Below are 15,931 nucleotides of genomic sequence, written 5' to 3' on the forward strand. Positions count from 1 at the left end.
AAAAAATCTAAATTCTAAATCTAATTAAAACATATTTACTAACTAAATATTACTAAATAACTTCAAATGTTTATCAATTAAACTACAAATATTACTTTTAGTTTGAATACCATAAATTTTATATAATAATTTATTATTCCTAAAAAAAAAAATTGTGGGTATAGTTTTAATATTATATTTTGATACAGTATCTTTATTTTCATCTATATTAATTTTATAAACTTCAATTTTTTTTATATATTTATAAGATATTTCATTTATAATAGGAGATAATAATTTGCATGGGTTACACCAGGTTGCCCAAAAATCTATTAATAATAATTTCTTAGATTTTTTTAATATTTTATCTAAATTATTATTTGTAATATTTATAATATTACTATTTTTATTAGACATTATTTTATTTCCTATAAAACTAAAAATAATTTTATTCCTTTTACTTATTATTTTTATATATTAACTTAGTATTAATCATATATTTTCTTAATTTTACACCTACTTTTTCTATTGTATGTTGTTGTATTTTTAAATCAATATTTAATAATTTTTTATTATCAATTGATATAGGTTCTTTTTTAGAAAAACCTAAATCATATTTATTTAGTTTATTTACAAAATTTTCTAAATAAGTAATTGCTTTATTGAAAAATAAATAATTTCCATATTCAGCTGTATCAGAAATTACTAAATTCATTTCATATAAACGTTTACGAGCAATTGTATTTGCAATTAAAGGTAATTCATGAAGAGATTCATAATAAGCAGATTCTGGTAAAATACCTGTTTCTACCATAATTTCAAAAGATAATTCTACACCTGCTTTTATTAAAGCAACCATAATTAATCCACGATCAAAATATTCTTGTTCATTAATATTTTTATCATATAATGGAGCTTTTTCAAATTCACAACAATTTGTTTTTTTACGCCAATTTAATAAATTTACATCATTGTTATTCCAATCTTTCATCATATTTTTAGAAAAATCACCAGAAATTATATCATCCATATGTTTTTCAAATAATGGTCTTAAAATAATTTTTAATTTTAAAGATAAATCAAAAGCTCTAATTTTAGATGAATTAGATAAACGATTCATCATTAATGTAATACCACCATATTTTAAAGATTCTGTAATAGTTTCCCATCCATATTGAATTAACTTACAAGAAAATCCTTTATCAAAACCATCTTTAATTAATTTATTATATAATAATATAGAACTTGTTTGTAATAAACCACATAAAATAGTTTGTTCACCCATTAAATCAGATTTAACTTCTGCTATAAAAGATGATTCTAAAACCCCAGCTCTATGTGATCCAATAGCATAAGCCCAAGATTTAGCAATTTCTATTCCTTTATTAAAAGGATCGTTTTCTGGATGTACCGCAATTAAAGCTGGAACTCCAAAACCTTTTTTATATTCTTCTCTTACTTCAGTTCCTGGACATTTTGGAGCAACCATAATAACAGTAATATCATTTCTTATTTTTTCACCCATTTCAACAATATTAAAACCATGAGAATAACCTAAAATAGATTTTTTTTTCATTAATGGTTGAATTAATTTTATTATTTTACTATGTTGTTTATCAGGAGTTAAATTTATAACTATATCAGCTTCAGGTATTAATTTTTGATAACTATCAACTAAAAATTTATTTTTAGTTGCTCTTCTCCAAGAAATATTTTTATCTTTAATAGATTTTTTTTTTAAAGCGTAGGAAATATTTAAACCTGAATCACGCATATTTAATCCTTGGTTTAATCCCTGTGCTCCACAACCTATAATAACTATTTTTTTATTTCTAATAAATTTACATTTTAATGAAAATTCTTGTGAAGACATTAATCTACATTTTTTTAGATTTTTTAATTTTTTTCTAAAATTAAGTTGATTAAAATAATTATTCATATTATTTAAAGATTCCTTATATTTTTTACTAATTTTTATTTTATAAAAATTTTCTTATTGCACCCTTATCAGCACTTGATACAAAATATGAATAATATAATAATGTTTTAGATATTTTACGTTTACGATTTAATGGAGTATAAGATAATTTTTTTTTTTTTTTTTCTTTAATTATACGTTTTTTTAAAATATAATCTGATAATTTAACATTAATTGACCTATTTGGTATATCAATTTTTATAATATCTTTATTTTTTATTAAAGCAATATTACCTTTATTAGCAGCTTCTGGTGAAATATGACCAATTGATAAACCTGAAGTTCCTCCAGAAAATCTACCATCTGTAATTAATGCACAATATTTATCTATTCCCATTGATTTTAAATAAGTTGTTGGATATAACATTTCTTGCATTCCTGGACCACCTTTAGGTCCTTCATATCTAATTACAATAACATCTCCTGGTAATATCATTCCAGAAATAATATCTTTAATTGCTAATTCTTGACTATCGTATACTTTTGCAGGACCTTCAAAATATAACATGTTTTTTTTTACACCAGCAGTTTTTACTATACAACCATTTTGAGCTATATTACCATATAATACAGCTAAACCACCATCTTGACTAAAAGAAAATTTTTTAGATCTGATACATCCATTTTTAAAATCTAAATCTAATTTTTTCCATTTATTATTTTGTGAAAAAGCTTTAATATTATGTTTACCTGATGGTTTTGCTTTATACATATTTTTTATATTTTTATCTTTTGTTACTGATATATCATATAATTTTAAGGTTTCTTTTAAACTATATCCCAGAATATTAATTACGTTTGTGTTTAATAAATCTATTCTATTTAATTCTCCTAAAATTCTCATTACACCACCAGCTCTATGTACATCTTCCATATAAAATTTTTTAGAACTTGGTGAAACTTTGCATAAATGAGGAACTTTTTTAGATAAAATATCAATATCTTTCATATTAAAATTTATTTTTGCTTCTTGAGCTGCTGCTAATAAATGTAATATAGTATTTGTAGAACCACCCATAGCTATATCTAATGTCATTGCATTTTTAAAAGAATTTAAATTAGCAATATTTCTAGGTAATACATAACTTTTATTATCTTCATAAAAAAATTTTGATAATTTTACTATTCTTTGCCCAGCATATATAAACATTTTTTTTCTATCAAAATGAGTTGCTAATAAAGAACCATTACCAGGTAACGATAAACCTAATGCTTCTATTAAACAATTCATAGAATTTGCTGTAAACATTCCTGAACAAGAACCACATGTAGGACATGCAGATTTTTCTATATCAATACTATTATATTTTTTATTTTTTTTAATTTTATTATCATACATTATAGCATCTACTAAATCTAATTTTTTTTTAAAACCATTAATATTTAATCTCCCAGATTCCATTGGACCTCCAGATACAAATATAGTTGGAATATTTAATCTTAGAGATGCCATTAACATACCAGGAGTTATTTTATCGCAATTAGATATACATACCATTGCATCAACACAATGAGCATTTATCATATATTCTATAGAATCAGCAATTAAATCTCTTGATGGTAAAGAATATAACATTCCACTATGCCCCATAGCTATACCGTCATCAATAGCTATAGTATTAAATTCTTTTGCAACACCACCACAATTATTAATTTGTTGAGATACTATTAAACCTACATCACGTAAATGAATATGTCCTGGAACAAATTGAGTAAAAGAATTAACTACTGCAATTATAGGTTTATCAAAATCATTATCTTTCATTCCTGTTGCACGCCATAAAGCTCTAGCACCTGATCCTTTTTTAGAAGTATTAGAACGATACTGTATCATAAATATATTGATTTTTTACCTTTGATTAAAACTAAAAAAACAAATTATATTTTTTTAAAAAGATAAATTATATAAATAATATATTTATATCTATTATTTTTTTTAATTGATATTTTAATATTTTTGAATTTTTATAACTTAATAAAATAATTTTAATATTAACTTTTTTAATATTAAAATCATATTTATAATTTAAATTAATATTTATAAAACCACGATGTCTTAAAATTCTTATAATTCTTTCTAATATTTCTGGTTTAAAACTTATTTGAATAAAAACTTTATATTTATACATTTATTTAATATTCTATCATATCTGTATTACTTACACCAGGTGGTACTAAAGGCCATACATTATCATATTTATCAATTGATACATGTAGTAAGTAAGATTTTTTAGTTTTAAAAAATATTTTTAATGATTTTTTTATTTCTTTAGTTTTACTAATATTTTTACCTTCAATATTAAATGAGTCGGCTAATTTTATAAAATCGGGATTATCATCAAGATTAGTTTCACTATATCTACTAAAAAAAAATAATTCTTGCCATTGTCTAACCATTCCTAATCTTCTATTATCTAATAATAAAATTTTAATTGGTAAATTATATCTTTTTATAGTATTTAATTCTTGTATATTCATTATAAATGAACCATCTCCAGTTATACAAATTACTGTTTTTTTAGGTTTAGCAATTTGTGCTCCAATTGCTGATGGTATACCAAACCCCATACTGCCTAAACCACTAGAAGAAATAAATTCTTTATTATAATAGAATTCTATATGTTGAGCTACCCACATTTGATGTTGACCAACATCTGTAGTAATAATTGTATTTTTAGGTTTAATTTCTGATAATTTTTTTAATAAATAAGGAGCCCATATTTTTTTTAAATTATTTTTATAGTTATAACCATATCTTTTTTTAAGTAAAATTATTTTATTTTGCCATTTACTAATATTAATTTTTATTGTTAACATGGGTAATATATTATTTAAATCACCACATAAATATAAATTAGCATTACGAACCTTGTTAATTTCAGAAAAATCAATATCTAAATGAATAACATTAGCTAAATTAGCAAAATTTTTTAAATTTCCAGTTACTCTGTCATCAAATCTAGATCCAATTGCTATTAATAAATCACATTCTTGTACTGCTAAATTAGCAGATTGATTACCATGCATTCCAATCATACCAAGATAATATTTACTATGATATGAGTTTATTACACCTATTCCTTTTAAAGTTACTACTGTAGGAATACCTGTAATTTTTATAAATTTTTTAAATGAATTAATTGCTTTAGCTATACCTATACCACCACCTGCATATATAATAGGTTTTTTTGATTTTTTTATTAAAAAAATTATTTTTTTTAAAATTTTTTTATTATAAAAAAAATTTTTTTTATTTTTTTTTTTTTTTTTTTTAATATTTTTAATATTAATTTTACTTAATTGTATATCCTTAGGTATATCTATTAATATTGGACCTGGTCTACCTATTTTAGATATTTCAAATGATTTATTAATAATTAATGACATTTTATCAATTGAATTTATTAAAAAACTATGTTTAGTACAAGATAAAGAAAGACTAATCATATCAACTTCTTGAAATGCATCACTACCTATTAAATTAGATGAAACTTGACCTGTAATAGCTATTATAGGAACAGAATCTATAAATGCATCAGATAAACCTGTAATAAGATTTGTAGCCCCGGGTCCAGAAGTAACAATACAAACTCCTATTTTATTGGTAGATCTAGCATATCCAATTGCTGACATAATTACTCCCTGTTCATGTCTGCATAATATATGTTTAATATTGCTTTTATATATAGCATCATATACAGGCATTATTGCACCTCCAGGATAACCAAACACAACTTCTACACCTAATCTAGATAATTTATGAATAAGATATTGTGCTCCTATCATATTTATTTTTATAATTTTTATTCATAGTAATTTTATAATTTATAATATATTTAAAAAAAATATATTATTTTATATAACATATTTTTTTAAAAATTAAATTATATAAAATTTATAAAACAGGGGTGGAGGGACTCGAACCCACAACTTTCGGTTTTGGAGACCGACGCTCTACCAATTGAACTACACCCCTTTTTATTTATAAAAATAAATTTATATTATTTTTATAATTTTATTAATACTATTTTAATTAATAAATTATAATAATTATTTTATTTTTTTTATAATTATAATTAATAAATATTATACATTAATATTTATTTAATTTAAAGTTTTATTTAAATAAATTATATGCATTTTTTTAATATTTTTATTGATAAATCTATTGATGGCATTTTATTATGCCATAAAAAAAATGAATAAGCTGCTTGAGATACTAACATTCCTAAACCATCATATATATTCATACTTTTTTTAGAACACCATTTTAAAAATGAAGTTTTATTTTTACTATACATCATATCATAACAAAATGTTTTTGAATTTATAATATTATCTGATAATTTTGGAATTTTATTATTAATACTACATGACGTAGCATTAATAATAATATCAAATTTTTTTTTACATAAATTTATATCTTTTATATATTTTATTTTTCCTAAATTTTTAAATTCTTTAGATATATTTTTTGCTTTTTCTATAGTTCTATTTGTAATTGTAATTTTATTATGATATAATAATAATTGGGGGATTATTCCCCTAGCAGCACCACCTGCTCCTATTATTAAAATTTTTTTTTTTGTATAACAACAAAATAATCTTTTTAAATCATTAATAAAACCTATACCATCAGTATTATCTCCTAATAAATATTTATTTTTAAACCTAGTTATAACATTAACTGATTTAGATAAAATAGCTCTTTTTGTTAATAAATCACATAAATGTAATGCTTTTTTTTTAAATGGTAATGTTATATTAGCTCCGTAACCTCCAGAATAAAAAAAATTTTTTGAAACAGTAAAAAAATTTTTTTTTGGTATATTTACTTTAGTATAAGAATATATTATATTAGTATTATTAGAAAATATTTTATTTATTATAGGAGATTTACTATGATAAACAGGATTTCCAAACAAAGCAATTTTTTTCATGTTATTTTAATTTCATTTTATTATTTATTTATTTAATTTTTATATAAATAAAAAAAATATAAAAAAATATTTATTTTAATAAAATAAATAATTATTATTTTATATTTTAATTTAATAAAATTTATTTTTTAAATTAAAAAAAAATATGTTAATATCAAATTTATTATATTATCCTGATAAAAGATTACGTTTAAATTCTAAAAAAATAAAAATATTTGGTGAAAAAAACAATTACTTAATAAAAAATATGTTAAAAATTATGTATGATAATGTAGGAATTGGTTTAGCTGCTAATCAAATAAATGTTCAAAAACAAATTATAGTAATTGATATCTCGAATGATCATAATAAACCTTTAATATTGATAAATCCTAAATTTATATATAAAAATAATTTATCACATAATCATGAAGGGTGTATTTCTATACCTAATTATATGAATTCAATTCCAAGATTTAAAATAATAATAATAGAAGCTTATGATCAATATGGTAAATTATTTAGATTAAAAGCTTCTAATTTATTATCTTTTTGTATTCAACATGAAATGGATCATTTAATAGGTAAGTTAATTATTGATTATTTACCATTTTATAAAATAGAAACAATTAAAAATAAATATTTAAAGTTAAAAAAAAATACTATTATTAGGAGTTTTTAATTGTTAAAATCATTAAAAATAATTTTTATTGGAACTTCATTTATTGCTGAAAAATATTTAAAATATCTATTTAAATTAAAATATAAAATTATTGCTATTATTACTAAATATGATAAATTATTGGATAAAAAAAAAAAATATTCAAAAATTAAAATTTTATCTAAATATTATAAAATACCTATTTTACAACCTAAATTTTTATTAGATATATATTATAAAATATTTTTTTTAAAACCAGATATAATTATTATTTCTTCATATGGTAATATTATACCTAAAAAAATTTTTAATATTCCAAAATTTGGTTGTATTAATGTACATTTTTCTATTTTACCTAGATGGAGGGGTTCATCACCAATACAACATGCAATATTGTATGGAGATAAAAAAACAGGTGTTACAATTATAAAAATTAATAAATATTTAGATGAAGGAGATATTATATTTAAAAGTATTTGTATTATTAAAGATAAAGATAATATTAATAATTTATATAAAAAAATAATTTATATAGGAATTGAAAGTTTAATAATATCTTTAAATTTAATTGTAAAAAAAAAATTTTTATTAGAAAAACAAAATAATTTTTATTCAACTTATGCATATAAAATAAAAAAAAAAAATGCTAGAATTAAATGGTATTTACCAGCAATTTTTTTAAAAAGATTTATAAAAGCATTTAATTTATGGCCAGTATGTTTTTTTTTAATAAAAAAAATATATATAAAAGTTTTTAAAATAGATGTTAATTTTATTAAAAATAATAAATATAATATAGGAGAAATTATAAGTATTAATAATAATGGAATTAATATTAATACTATTAGTGGTATTTTAATTTTAAAAGAAATTCAATTTTCAGGTAAAAATAAAGTTAAAGTTAAAAAAAATTTGAATAATATTTATAATATTTTTATTTTAAAAAATATAATTAATTAAATAAATTATAAAAAATTATGTTTTATAAAAATTGTAATTTGTATGATATTTATAGTTAAAATTAAGTCTAAAAAAAAAAAAGTTAGGTAGGGCCAATGTATTTTTTTTTAAATTTTTAAAAATTTTATAAATTAATTTGTTTTTTTTTAGGGGGGGGGGGTTAGTTTGAGTTTAATATTAAAATAGTGAAAATTTAGTAAAAAAAATTATAATTAATATTAAAATAATTTATCATTTTATAATTGTAAAAATAAAATAAAAAAAACTAAATATTTAATAATTGTAAATATTAAGAAAATTTAAAATAAAAATCTTTAAACATAATATAAGACATCATTGCTCCATCATTACGACGATAATTATATTTTATAATTTTAGTATAACCTCCATTTTCATTTTTTAATCTAGGACCTAAAATATTAAATAATTTTATTATTGCTTCTTTACTTCTTAAAATTGAAAATAAAATAATTCTATTATGATGATTATCTTGTTTAGAAATACTGATAATAGGTTCAATTGTTTTTTTTAATAATTTTGCTTTAGTTGAAGTAGTTTTTATCATTTCAAAATTTATTAAACTAACAATCATATTTCTTAACATAGATTTTAAATGACTTCTTGTACGATTTAATTTTTTACCATATTTTAGATGCCTCATAAGTTATTCCTTTTTTTTTATTTTTACTGTTTTCTTCTTGTAATTCTTTTTTTTTATCTTGCCAATTATCTAGTATAGTTCCTAAATGTAATCCATGATAAGATAAAATAATTTTTATTTCTGAAATTGATTTTTTTCCTAAATTTGGAGTACTAATTAATTCTGATTCCTTAATTTGTACTAAATCACCTACATAGTATATTACTTCTGATTTTAAACAATTAATAGCTCTTACAGGTAATTCTAAAATATCTATTGGATATAATAATATTGGATTAAATTCAGGTAATTCTTCTTCAGGTTCTATTTCAGTAGTATCAGTTAAATTTACAAATGTTTGCAATTGTGAAGATAAAATTCTAGATGCATAACGAATAGCATATTCTGGAGTCATAACACTATTAGTTTCAACATATAAAATTAATTTATCAAAATTAGTGTTTTTACCGATACGAGAAGATTCAACATTATACATTACATGTTTTATAGGGCTATAATAAGCATCTAACATTATACAATCTTTGCTATATTCATCTCTTGTACTATTAGTATCAGTATCATATGCAGGTTCATATCCTTTTCCAGCTTGAACTTTCATTCTCATACAAATAGAAGAGCTTTCACTAGTTAAATGACATATAACATGTTTTTTATCATATATTTTAACATTTTTATTATGATAAATATCTCCAGATAAAACAGGGCCAATTCCTTTTTTATTTAAGTATATAAAAGCATGGGTATTTTCAATAATTCTACATGATATTTGTTTTATATTTAATATAATTTCTGAAATATCTTCCCTTAAACCTATTTTATATTCATATTCATGTCTAATATTTTTAATCATTATTTGAGTTATCGCATAACCTGGTATTAATGACATTAATGTTCTTCTTAATGAATTTCCTAAAGTATGACCTAAACCTTTTTCTAAGGGTTCAATTGTTACTTTTGATTTTTTAAGGCTTTCATTTTCAATTTTTATTAAATTAGGAAAAGAAAAAAATTTTTCATTTATTTCCATAATATTTCCAATATAATATATTATTTATTTAGAATAAAATTCTATAATTAAATGCTCGTTAATTTCTTCTAAAATTTCTTTTCTATGAGGCATTCTAATAATAATACCTTCCATATAATTTTTATTTATCATTAACCATAATGGTTTTGGTTTAATTTTATTTATTTCTAAACATTTTTTTATTTTTTTTTTTATTTTACAATTTTTTTTTATACTAATTATATCTGATATAGAGACTAAATATGAAGGTATATTTACTATATTATAATTAATCATTATATTATTATGATTAATTAACTGACGTGCTTCTAATCTAGTAGAAGATAACCCCATTCTATAAACTATATTATCAAGACGCCTTTCTATTACTATTAATAAATTTTCTCCAGTATTTCCTTTTAGTTTTTTTGCTAGTTTATAATAATTACTGAATTGATTTTCTAAAATTCCATAAATACGTTTTAATTTTTGTTTTTCTCTTAATTGAGTTCCATAATCTGAAATTCTTATTTTTTTTGCACCATGTTGACCAGGATATGTACTAAATTTACATTTAGTTTCAATATTTCTTATACCTGATTTTAAAAATAAATCTGTTTTTTCACGACGACTAAGTTTTAATTTAGGTCCTAAATATTTAGACATTTTTATTTATTTTATATTCCTATTTTATAATTTTAATTATACTCTACGTTTTTTAGGAGGCCTACAACCATTATGAGGTATTGGTGTAATATCATAAATATTAGTAATATTAAAATTTAAAGTATTAAATACACGAATTGCTGATTCTCTACCAGGTCCAGGACCATTTACCATAATAATTAAATTTTTTATACCATAATTTTTTGCTAATGCTGCACAAGTTTCAGCTGCAGTTTGAGATGCAAAAGGAGTTGATTTTCTAGAGCCTCTAAATCCTGAACCTCCTGAAGTTTTCCATCCTAAAGTATTACCAAATCTATCAGTAACAGTAATTATTGTATTATTAAATGATGCATAAATATGAATAATACCATCAATATATTGTTTTTCTAATTTTTTTTTTTTTGTTTTTACCATATTAATTTTACCTAATATTTATTTATTTTTTAATAGATTTTTTTGGTCCTTTACGTGTTCTAGCATTAGTTTTAGTTCTTTGGCCTCTTACTGGTAATTTTCTTCGATGAAAAACACCTCTATAACATTTTAAATCTATTAATCTTTTAATATTTAATATTAACTTTCTTTTTAAATCACCTTCAACTATTAATTTAGATATTTCTTTTCTTAAAATTTCTTTTTGTATACTTGATAATAAATTAGTTTTAACATTATCTTTTATATTAGCAATTTTACATATTTTTTTTGAAATATTTTTACCAATTCCATATATATATGTTAATGCTATTATAGTTCGTTTATTATCAGGAATGTTTATACCTGCAAAAAGAGCCAATTTTAACTCCTATATTTAAAAATATTATTATTAATTTTAATTATTAATTGTAATAATAAAAATTAACCCTGTCTTTGTTTATGTCTTGGTTTTGCTTCACAAATTAAACGAACAATTCTTTTACGACGAATAATTTTACATTTATGACACAATTTTTTAACTGATGCTTTAACTTTCATATAAATTCCTATTAAAAAAAATATTAATTTAAAAAAATATTTTTTTTATAATTATATTCATTATTTAATTTTATAGTTTCAATTTGTTTAATACATTCCATAATAGTAATTATAATTATTAATAAAGAAATTCCATTTAAATAAAAAGGTAATTTAGTAAAATATTTAATTAATTCAGGAATTAAACAAATTATAGAAATATATATAGAACTTATGAATGTTAATTTTTTTATAATTTTATATAAAAATTTTTTAGTTTTTAATCCTGGCATTATACCTGGTATTATAATATCTGATTTTTTTAAATATTTAGATATTTCCATATCTTCAAATATTATATTATTATATGTAAAACAAAAAACAATAATAACAAAAATATATAATAATAAATTTAATATTTGACATAATAATAAAAATGTATTATCATTATTTAATGAAGATATTATAAAATTATGATATCTTAAAATTAAAAGTTTAATTATAAACATTAAACTTGATGAAAATATTGCTGGCATAATACCAGAAATATTAATTTTAAATGATAAATAAATATTTTTTTTAATTTTATTATAATTATTATTTAAATATTCTACTATTATTTTTTTATTACTATTTTCTATAATAATAATTAATAAAATTATAAAAATTGTAATTATATTAAAAATAATAAATTCAAATATTGTAATATTATTTAATTTTATTTGATTTATTATATTAAAAAAACAATATGGTAATTTAGATAAAATATTAATACATATAATAATAGAAATACCATTTTCAAAACTATATTTTGTAATTTGATCTCCTAACCATATTAAAAACATTGTTCCTGTTACTAAACTAATAGTATTAATAAAATATGTAACAAATAAATTATTACATAATATTAATTCAGATGTATTAAATGAATTTAATAAAACTGAAGTAATAATAATTGATTGTATAATAGATAATATTAAAGCAGTATATTTAATATATTTATTTATTATAAAATTGCTATTTATATCATTTTTTTTAATATTTAATATTTTTTTATTTAAAATATTTAATGTTTGTATAAAAATAGATGATGATATATAAGGTATTAATCCTAAAGTAAAAATAGATGCATGTAATAAAGCACCACCTGAATATATATTTAATAATTCAATAAAATTATTATTATTGTAATTAATAATTTTATTAAAATTATTAATATTAATACTTGGAATAGGAATAAAAGAACCTATACGTAAAAATATAATTGATATTAATAAAAAACATAATCTATATTTTAATTCTTTTTTTTTCATATTAAAATAAACTAATTAACATTTTTAAGTATCAACAACCCCACCTAAATTTTTTATTTTTATATAAGATTTTAAAGTAGTTTTTATATTACAAATTATTTTTCTAGAATATATTTTTCCAAAAAGAATAATTTTTATATTTTTAATATTTTTTTTAATTAAATTATATTTTTTTAATGTATAAATATCTATAACAGTATTTTTAATAATATTTAAATTAGATAATTTAATCTCTTGTGTTAAAATGTTTTTTTTTGTTTTAAATCCAAATTTTGGTAATCTACGATATAATGGTGTTTGACCTCCTTCAAATCCTCTTTTTATTTTTCCACCAGATCTAGATTTTTGTCCTTTATGACCTTTACCACATGTTTTACCGTAACAAGAACCAATACCTCTACCTAATCTTTTTTTTTTCTTTTTAGTACCTTTATTATAAGATAAATTATTTAAATACATATATTATTTTCCAATTTTTATCATATAACTTATTAAATTAATCATACCTCTTATAGATTCTGTATCTTTTCTTAAAACAGTATGACCAATTTTTTTTAAACCCAAACCATTTAATGTAGCTTTATGTTTTGGTAATATTCCTATTGAACTTTTAATTTGAGTAATATAAATTTTATTCATATATTATTTTATAATTTAGTTTTTTTTATAAATAAATTTTACCTCTTTTTTGATAAATTTTTTTAGGTGATTGAATATTTATTAAACCATTAATAGTAGCTTTAACTACATTTATAGGATTTGTAGATCCGTAAGATTTAGCTAATATATCACTAATTCCAGATACTTCTAATAAAGATCTCATTGCTCCTCCCGCAATAATTCCAGTACCAGGAGATGCTGGTTTCATAAAAATAGTTGATCCTGTATAATGACTTTTAATTGCATAATGTATAGTATTATCATTTAATTCTATTTTAATTAATTTTTTTTTTGCTTTATCTATTCCTTTTTTTATAGCTATAGGAACTTCACGGGATTTACCATAACCAAATCCAATTAAACCATTACAGTTTCCTACAACCATAAGAGCTGTAAATGAGAAAACTCTACCTCCTTTTACAGTTTTAGAAACACGATTAACAGCTACAAGTTTTTCTTTTAATTTTTCTTTATTTTTTTTTTTTAACAATTTACATACCTTATAATTAAAATATTAAAATATTAAACCATTTTTTCTAGCGGATTTAGCTAATTCAAGTATACATCCATGATATTTAAAACCAGATCTATCAAATGCAACTTTATTAATTCCTATATTTAATGATCTTTTAGCTATTATTTTTCCTATAACACTAGCTGAATTTTTATTTTTAGTATAATTTATTTGTTTTCTAATTTTTTTTTCTAAAGTTGATGCTGATACTAATACTCGTGAATCATCTTTATATATTATTATTTGTGCATATATATGACGTAATGTTTTATTAACTACCAATACTATATTTTTATTTTTTCTTATTTTGTATCTTATATGAATTGCACGATTTAAACGACGCTTTTTTTTATTAATCATATTATTTTTTCTTAGCTTCTTTAAGATTTATTATTTCATCACTATAACGAATACCTTTACCTTTATAAAGTTCTGGTTTTCTATAAGATCTTATATTAGCAGCAACTTGACCTATAGATTGTTTATTTATACTTTTAAGAACAATTTCATTTTGTGATAAACATACTGCATTAACATCTTTTGGTAATTTATAAATAATAGTATGAGAATAACCTAAAAAAAATTCAATAATATTATTTTTTATAGAAGCTCTATAACCTATACCGATAATATTTAATTTTTTAGTAAAACCTTTAGTAATTCCAATAATCATATTATTAACGATCGATCTTATTGTTCCTGATTGTATCCAACTATTTTTATTATCTTTGTAAGGTTTAAATATTATTTTATTTTTAATTTTTTCAATTTTAACTAATCTATTTATATTAACTATTAGTTTATTTATATTATTTTTTATAATAATTTTATTATTTTTAATTTTTACTTTTATTTTTTCGGGTATTACAATTGGTATTTTAGCAACACGAGACATTTAAATTATTTTCCCTCCTTAATTATTTTTTTAAGATACATAACAAATAATTTCACCACCTAGACCATATTTACGAGCGTTATGATCTGTCATTAATCCTTTAGAAGTTGATACTATTGCTATACCCAATCCTGCAATTATTTTAGGTAAATTATTTTTATTTTTATATATTCTTAAACTTGGTTTACTTACACGATTTATATTATATATAACTGATTTATTTTTAAAGTATCTTAATTTAATTTCCAATATTTTTTTTTTATTTTTATTAATAATATTAAAATCTTCAATATATCCTTCTTCTTTTAAAATTTTAGAAATAGAATTCTTTAATTTTGAAGAATACATAGTAATTTTTTTTTTTTTTACAATTTGACTATTACGAATATGATTTATCATATCAGATATAGGATCTTGTATATTCATTTATATATATATTTCCTATTTTTTTTTATAATTTACCAACTTGATTTTGTTAATCCAGGAATATCTCCACGCATAGCAAACTCACGTAATTTAATACGACTTAAACCAAATCTTCTTATGAAAGAATTTGCTCTTCCTGTTTGTTTACATCTATTTCTTTGACGAATTGTACTAGAATCTCTAGGTAATTTTTGTAATTTTATAATTGCATCCCAACGATCTTCTTTTTTTATTTTTATATCTTTAATTATTTTTTTTAATAATTCTCTTTTCTTAAAAAATTTTTTTGATAACCTTATACGTTTATTATTTCTTTCTATTAAGCTTTTTTTAGCCATT

At 19.9% G+C, this 15,931-nt stretch carries 22 protein-coding genes and 1 tRNA gene; 2 read left to right on the forward strand and 21 right to left on the reverse strand.

The window, feature by feature from the left end; genetic code table 11:
- Window positions 1-42: 42 nt before the first annotated feature.
- The 7 genes from trxA to aroE all read right to left on the reverse strand — a co-directional run bounded on the left by trxA (window position 43) and on the right by aroE (window position 6,897).
- A complete protein-coding gene (trxA, locus tag GFK87_RS01315) occupies window positions 43-396 on the reverse strand; it encodes a thioredoxin (RefSeq protein WP_226798937.1) in 354 nt (117 codons plus the stop codon).
- 40 nt (window positions 397-436) lie between these two features.
- A complete protein-coding gene (gene ilvC, locus GFK87_RS01320; protein WP_226798940.1) occupies window positions 437-1,918 on the reverse strand; it encodes a ketol-acid reductoisomerase in 1,482 nt (493 codons plus the stop codon).
- A gap of 40 nt (window positions 1,919-1,958) precedes the next feature.
- The gene (gene ilvD, locus GFK87_RS01325; protein WP_226798942.1) at window positions 1,959-3,791 is read right to left on the reverse strand and encodes a dihydroxy-acid dehydratase; all 1,833 of its coding nucleotides are present in this window, start codon (window positions 3,789-3,791) and stop codon (window positions 1,959-1,961) included.
- 67 nt (window positions 3,792-3,858) lie between these two features.
- Window positions 3,859-4,086, reverse strand: a complete 228-nt coding sequence (locus GFK87_RS01330) for an acetolactate synthase 2 small subunit (RefSeq protein WP_226798944.1) — start codon at window positions 4,084-4,086, stop codon at window positions 3,859-3,861.
- A 4-nt stretch (window positions 4,087-4,090) separates the two neighbouring features.
- Window positions 4,091-5,743 (reverse strand): acetolactate synthase 2 catalytic subunit, encoded by a 1,653-nt coding sequence (gene ilvG, locus GFK87_RS01335; protein WP_226798946.1) that lies wholly within the window; start codon window positions 5,741-5,743, stop codon window positions 4,091-4,093.
- Window positions 5,744-5,860: 117 nt separating this feature from the next.
- Window positions 5,861-5,933: transfer RNA gene (locus tag GFK87_RS01340), tRNA-Trp, on the reverse strand.
- Between the two features lie 154 nt (window positions 5,934-6,087).
- Window positions 6,088-6,897 carry a shikimate dehydrogenase gene (aroE, locus tag GFK87_RS01345; protein WP_226798948.1) on the reverse strand — a complete coding sequence of 270 codons (810 nt, stop codon included), beginning with the start codon at window positions 6,895-6,897 and terminating at the stop codon, window positions 6,088-6,090.
- Between the two features lie 145 nt (window positions 6,898-7,042).
- Here aroE and def point away from each other — a divergent pair, with 145 nt between their 5' ends.
- Entirely contained in the window at window positions 7,043-7,558 is a 516-nt protein-coding gene (gene def / locus GFK87_RS01350) for a peptide deformylase (protein WP_226798950.1), read from the forward strand.
- Window positions 7,559-8,497 (forward strand): methionyl-tRNA formyltransferase, encoded by a 939-nt coding sequence (gene fmt / locus GFK87_RS01355; protein WP_226798952.1) that lies wholly within the window; start codon window positions 7,559-7,561, stop codon window positions 8,495-8,497. It abuts the gene before it with no gap.
- A 289-nt stretch (window positions 8,498-8,786) separates the two neighbouring features.
- On the opposite strand, the gene rplQ is transcribed toward fmt, so the two are convergent.
- The 14 genes from rplQ to rpsN form a co-directional block, all read right to left on the reverse strand.
- Window positions 8,787-9,158 (reverse strand): 50S ribosomal protein L17, encoded by a 372-nt coding sequence (gene rplQ, locus GFK87_RS01360; protein WP_226798954.1) that lies wholly within the window; start codon window positions 9,156-9,158, stop codon window positions 8,787-8,789.
- Window positions 9,136-10,185 carry a DNA-directed RNA polymerase subunit alpha gene (locus GFK87_RS01365; RefSeq protein ID WP_226798956.1) on the reverse strand — a complete coding sequence of 350 codons (1,050 nt, stop codon included), beginning with the start codon at window positions 10,183-10,185 and terminating at the stop codon, window positions 9,136-9,138. Before GFK87_RS01365 ends, rplQ begins: the two co-directional genes overlap by 23 nt.
- 24 nt (window positions 10,186-10,209) lie before the next feature.
- Complete coding sequence (rpsD, locus tag GFK87_RS01370; RefSeq protein WP_226798958.1) at window positions 10,210-10,830, reverse strand: 30S ribosomal protein S4; 621 nt, start codon at window positions 10,828-10,830, stop codon at window positions 10,210-10,212.
- A gap of 36 nt (window positions 10,831-10,866) precedes the next feature.
- Window positions 10,867-11,247 carry a 30S ribosomal protein S11 gene (gene rpsK, locus GFK87_RS01375; RefSeq protein WP_226798960.1) on the reverse strand — a complete coding sequence of 127 codons (381 nt, stop codon included), beginning with the start codon at window positions 11,245-11,247 and terminating at the stop codon, window positions 10,867-10,869.
- A 22-nt stretch (window positions 11,248-11,269) separates the two neighbouring features.
- Window positions 11,270-11,626 (reverse strand): 30S ribosomal protein S13, encoded by a 357-nt coding sequence (gene rpsM / locus GFK87_RS01380; protein ID WP_226798962.1) that lies wholly within the window; start codon window positions 11,624-11,626, stop codon window positions 11,270-11,272.
- Between the two features lie 62 nt (window positions 11,627-11,688).
- Window positions 11,689-11,805 (reverse strand): 50S ribosomal protein L36, encoded by a 117-nt coding sequence (gene rpmJ, locus GFK87_RS01385; RefSeq protein ID WP_226798964.1) that lies wholly within the window; start codon window positions 11,803-11,805, stop codon window positions 11,689-11,691.
- 23 nt (window positions 11,806-11,828) lie between these two features.
- On the reverse strand, window positions 11,829-13,097 hold the full coding sequence (gene secY / locus GFK87_RS01390; protein WP_226798966.1) for a preprotein translocase subunit SecY: 1,269 nt from the start codon (window positions 13,095-13,097) through the stop codon (window positions 11,829-11,831).
- Between the two features lie 24 nt (window positions 13,098-13,121).
- A complete protein-coding gene (gene rplO, locus GFK87_RS01395) occupies window positions 13,122-13,556 on the reverse strand; it encodes a 50S ribosomal protein L15 (RefSeq protein ID WP_226798968.1) in 435 nt (144 codons plus the stop codon).
- Window positions 13,557-13,559: 3 nt separating this feature from the next.
- Window positions 13,560-13,736, reverse strand: coding sequence for a 50S ribosomal protein L30 (gene rpmD, locus GFK87_RS01400; RefSeq protein WP_226798970.1), 177 nt, complete (start codon window positions 13,734-13,736; stop codon window positions 13,560-13,562).
- Window positions 13,737-13,761: 25 nt separating this feature from the next.
- Window positions 13,762-14,247 carry a 30S ribosomal protein S5 gene (rpsE, locus tag GFK87_RS01405; protein ID WP_226798972.1) on the reverse strand — a complete coding sequence of 162 codons (486 nt, stop codon included), beginning with the start codon at window positions 14,245-14,247 and terminating at the stop codon, window positions 13,762-13,764.
- A gap of 24 nt (window positions 14,248-14,271) precedes the next feature.
- A complete protein-coding gene (gene rplR, locus GFK87_RS01410; RefSeq protein WP_408610800.1) occupies window positions 14,272-14,631 on the reverse strand; it encodes a 50S ribosomal protein L18 in 360 nt (119 codons plus the stop codon).
- 1 nt (window position 14,632) lies between these two features.
- Window positions 14,633-15,166 (reverse strand): 50S ribosomal protein L6, encoded by a 534-nt coding sequence (gene rplF, locus GFK87_RS01415; protein ID WP_226798974.1) that lies wholly within the window; start codon window positions 15,164-15,166, stop codon window positions 14,633-14,635.
- A 30-nt stretch (window positions 15,167-15,196) separates the two neighbouring features.
- Window positions 15,197-15,592 carry a 30S ribosomal protein S8 gene (gene rpsH / locus GFK87_RS01420; protein WP_226798976.1) on the reverse strand — a complete coding sequence of 132 codons (396 nt, stop codon included), beginning with the start codon at window positions 15,590-15,592 and terminating at the stop codon, window positions 15,197-15,199.
- Window positions 15,593-15,624: 32 nt separating this feature from the next.
- Entirely contained in the window at window positions 15,625-15,930 is a 306-nt protein-coding gene (gene rpsN / locus GFK87_RS01425) for a 30S ribosomal protein S14 (RefSeq protein WP_226798978.1), read from the reverse strand.
- Between the last annotated feature and the right edge of the window lies 1 nt (window position 15,931).

Source organism: Candidatus Annandia pinicola, from assembly GCF_020541245.1.
In the GTDB taxonomy this organism is placed as follows: Bacteria; Pseudomonadota; Gammaproteobacteria; order Enterobacterales; family Enterobacteriaceae_A; genus Annandia; species Annandia pinicola.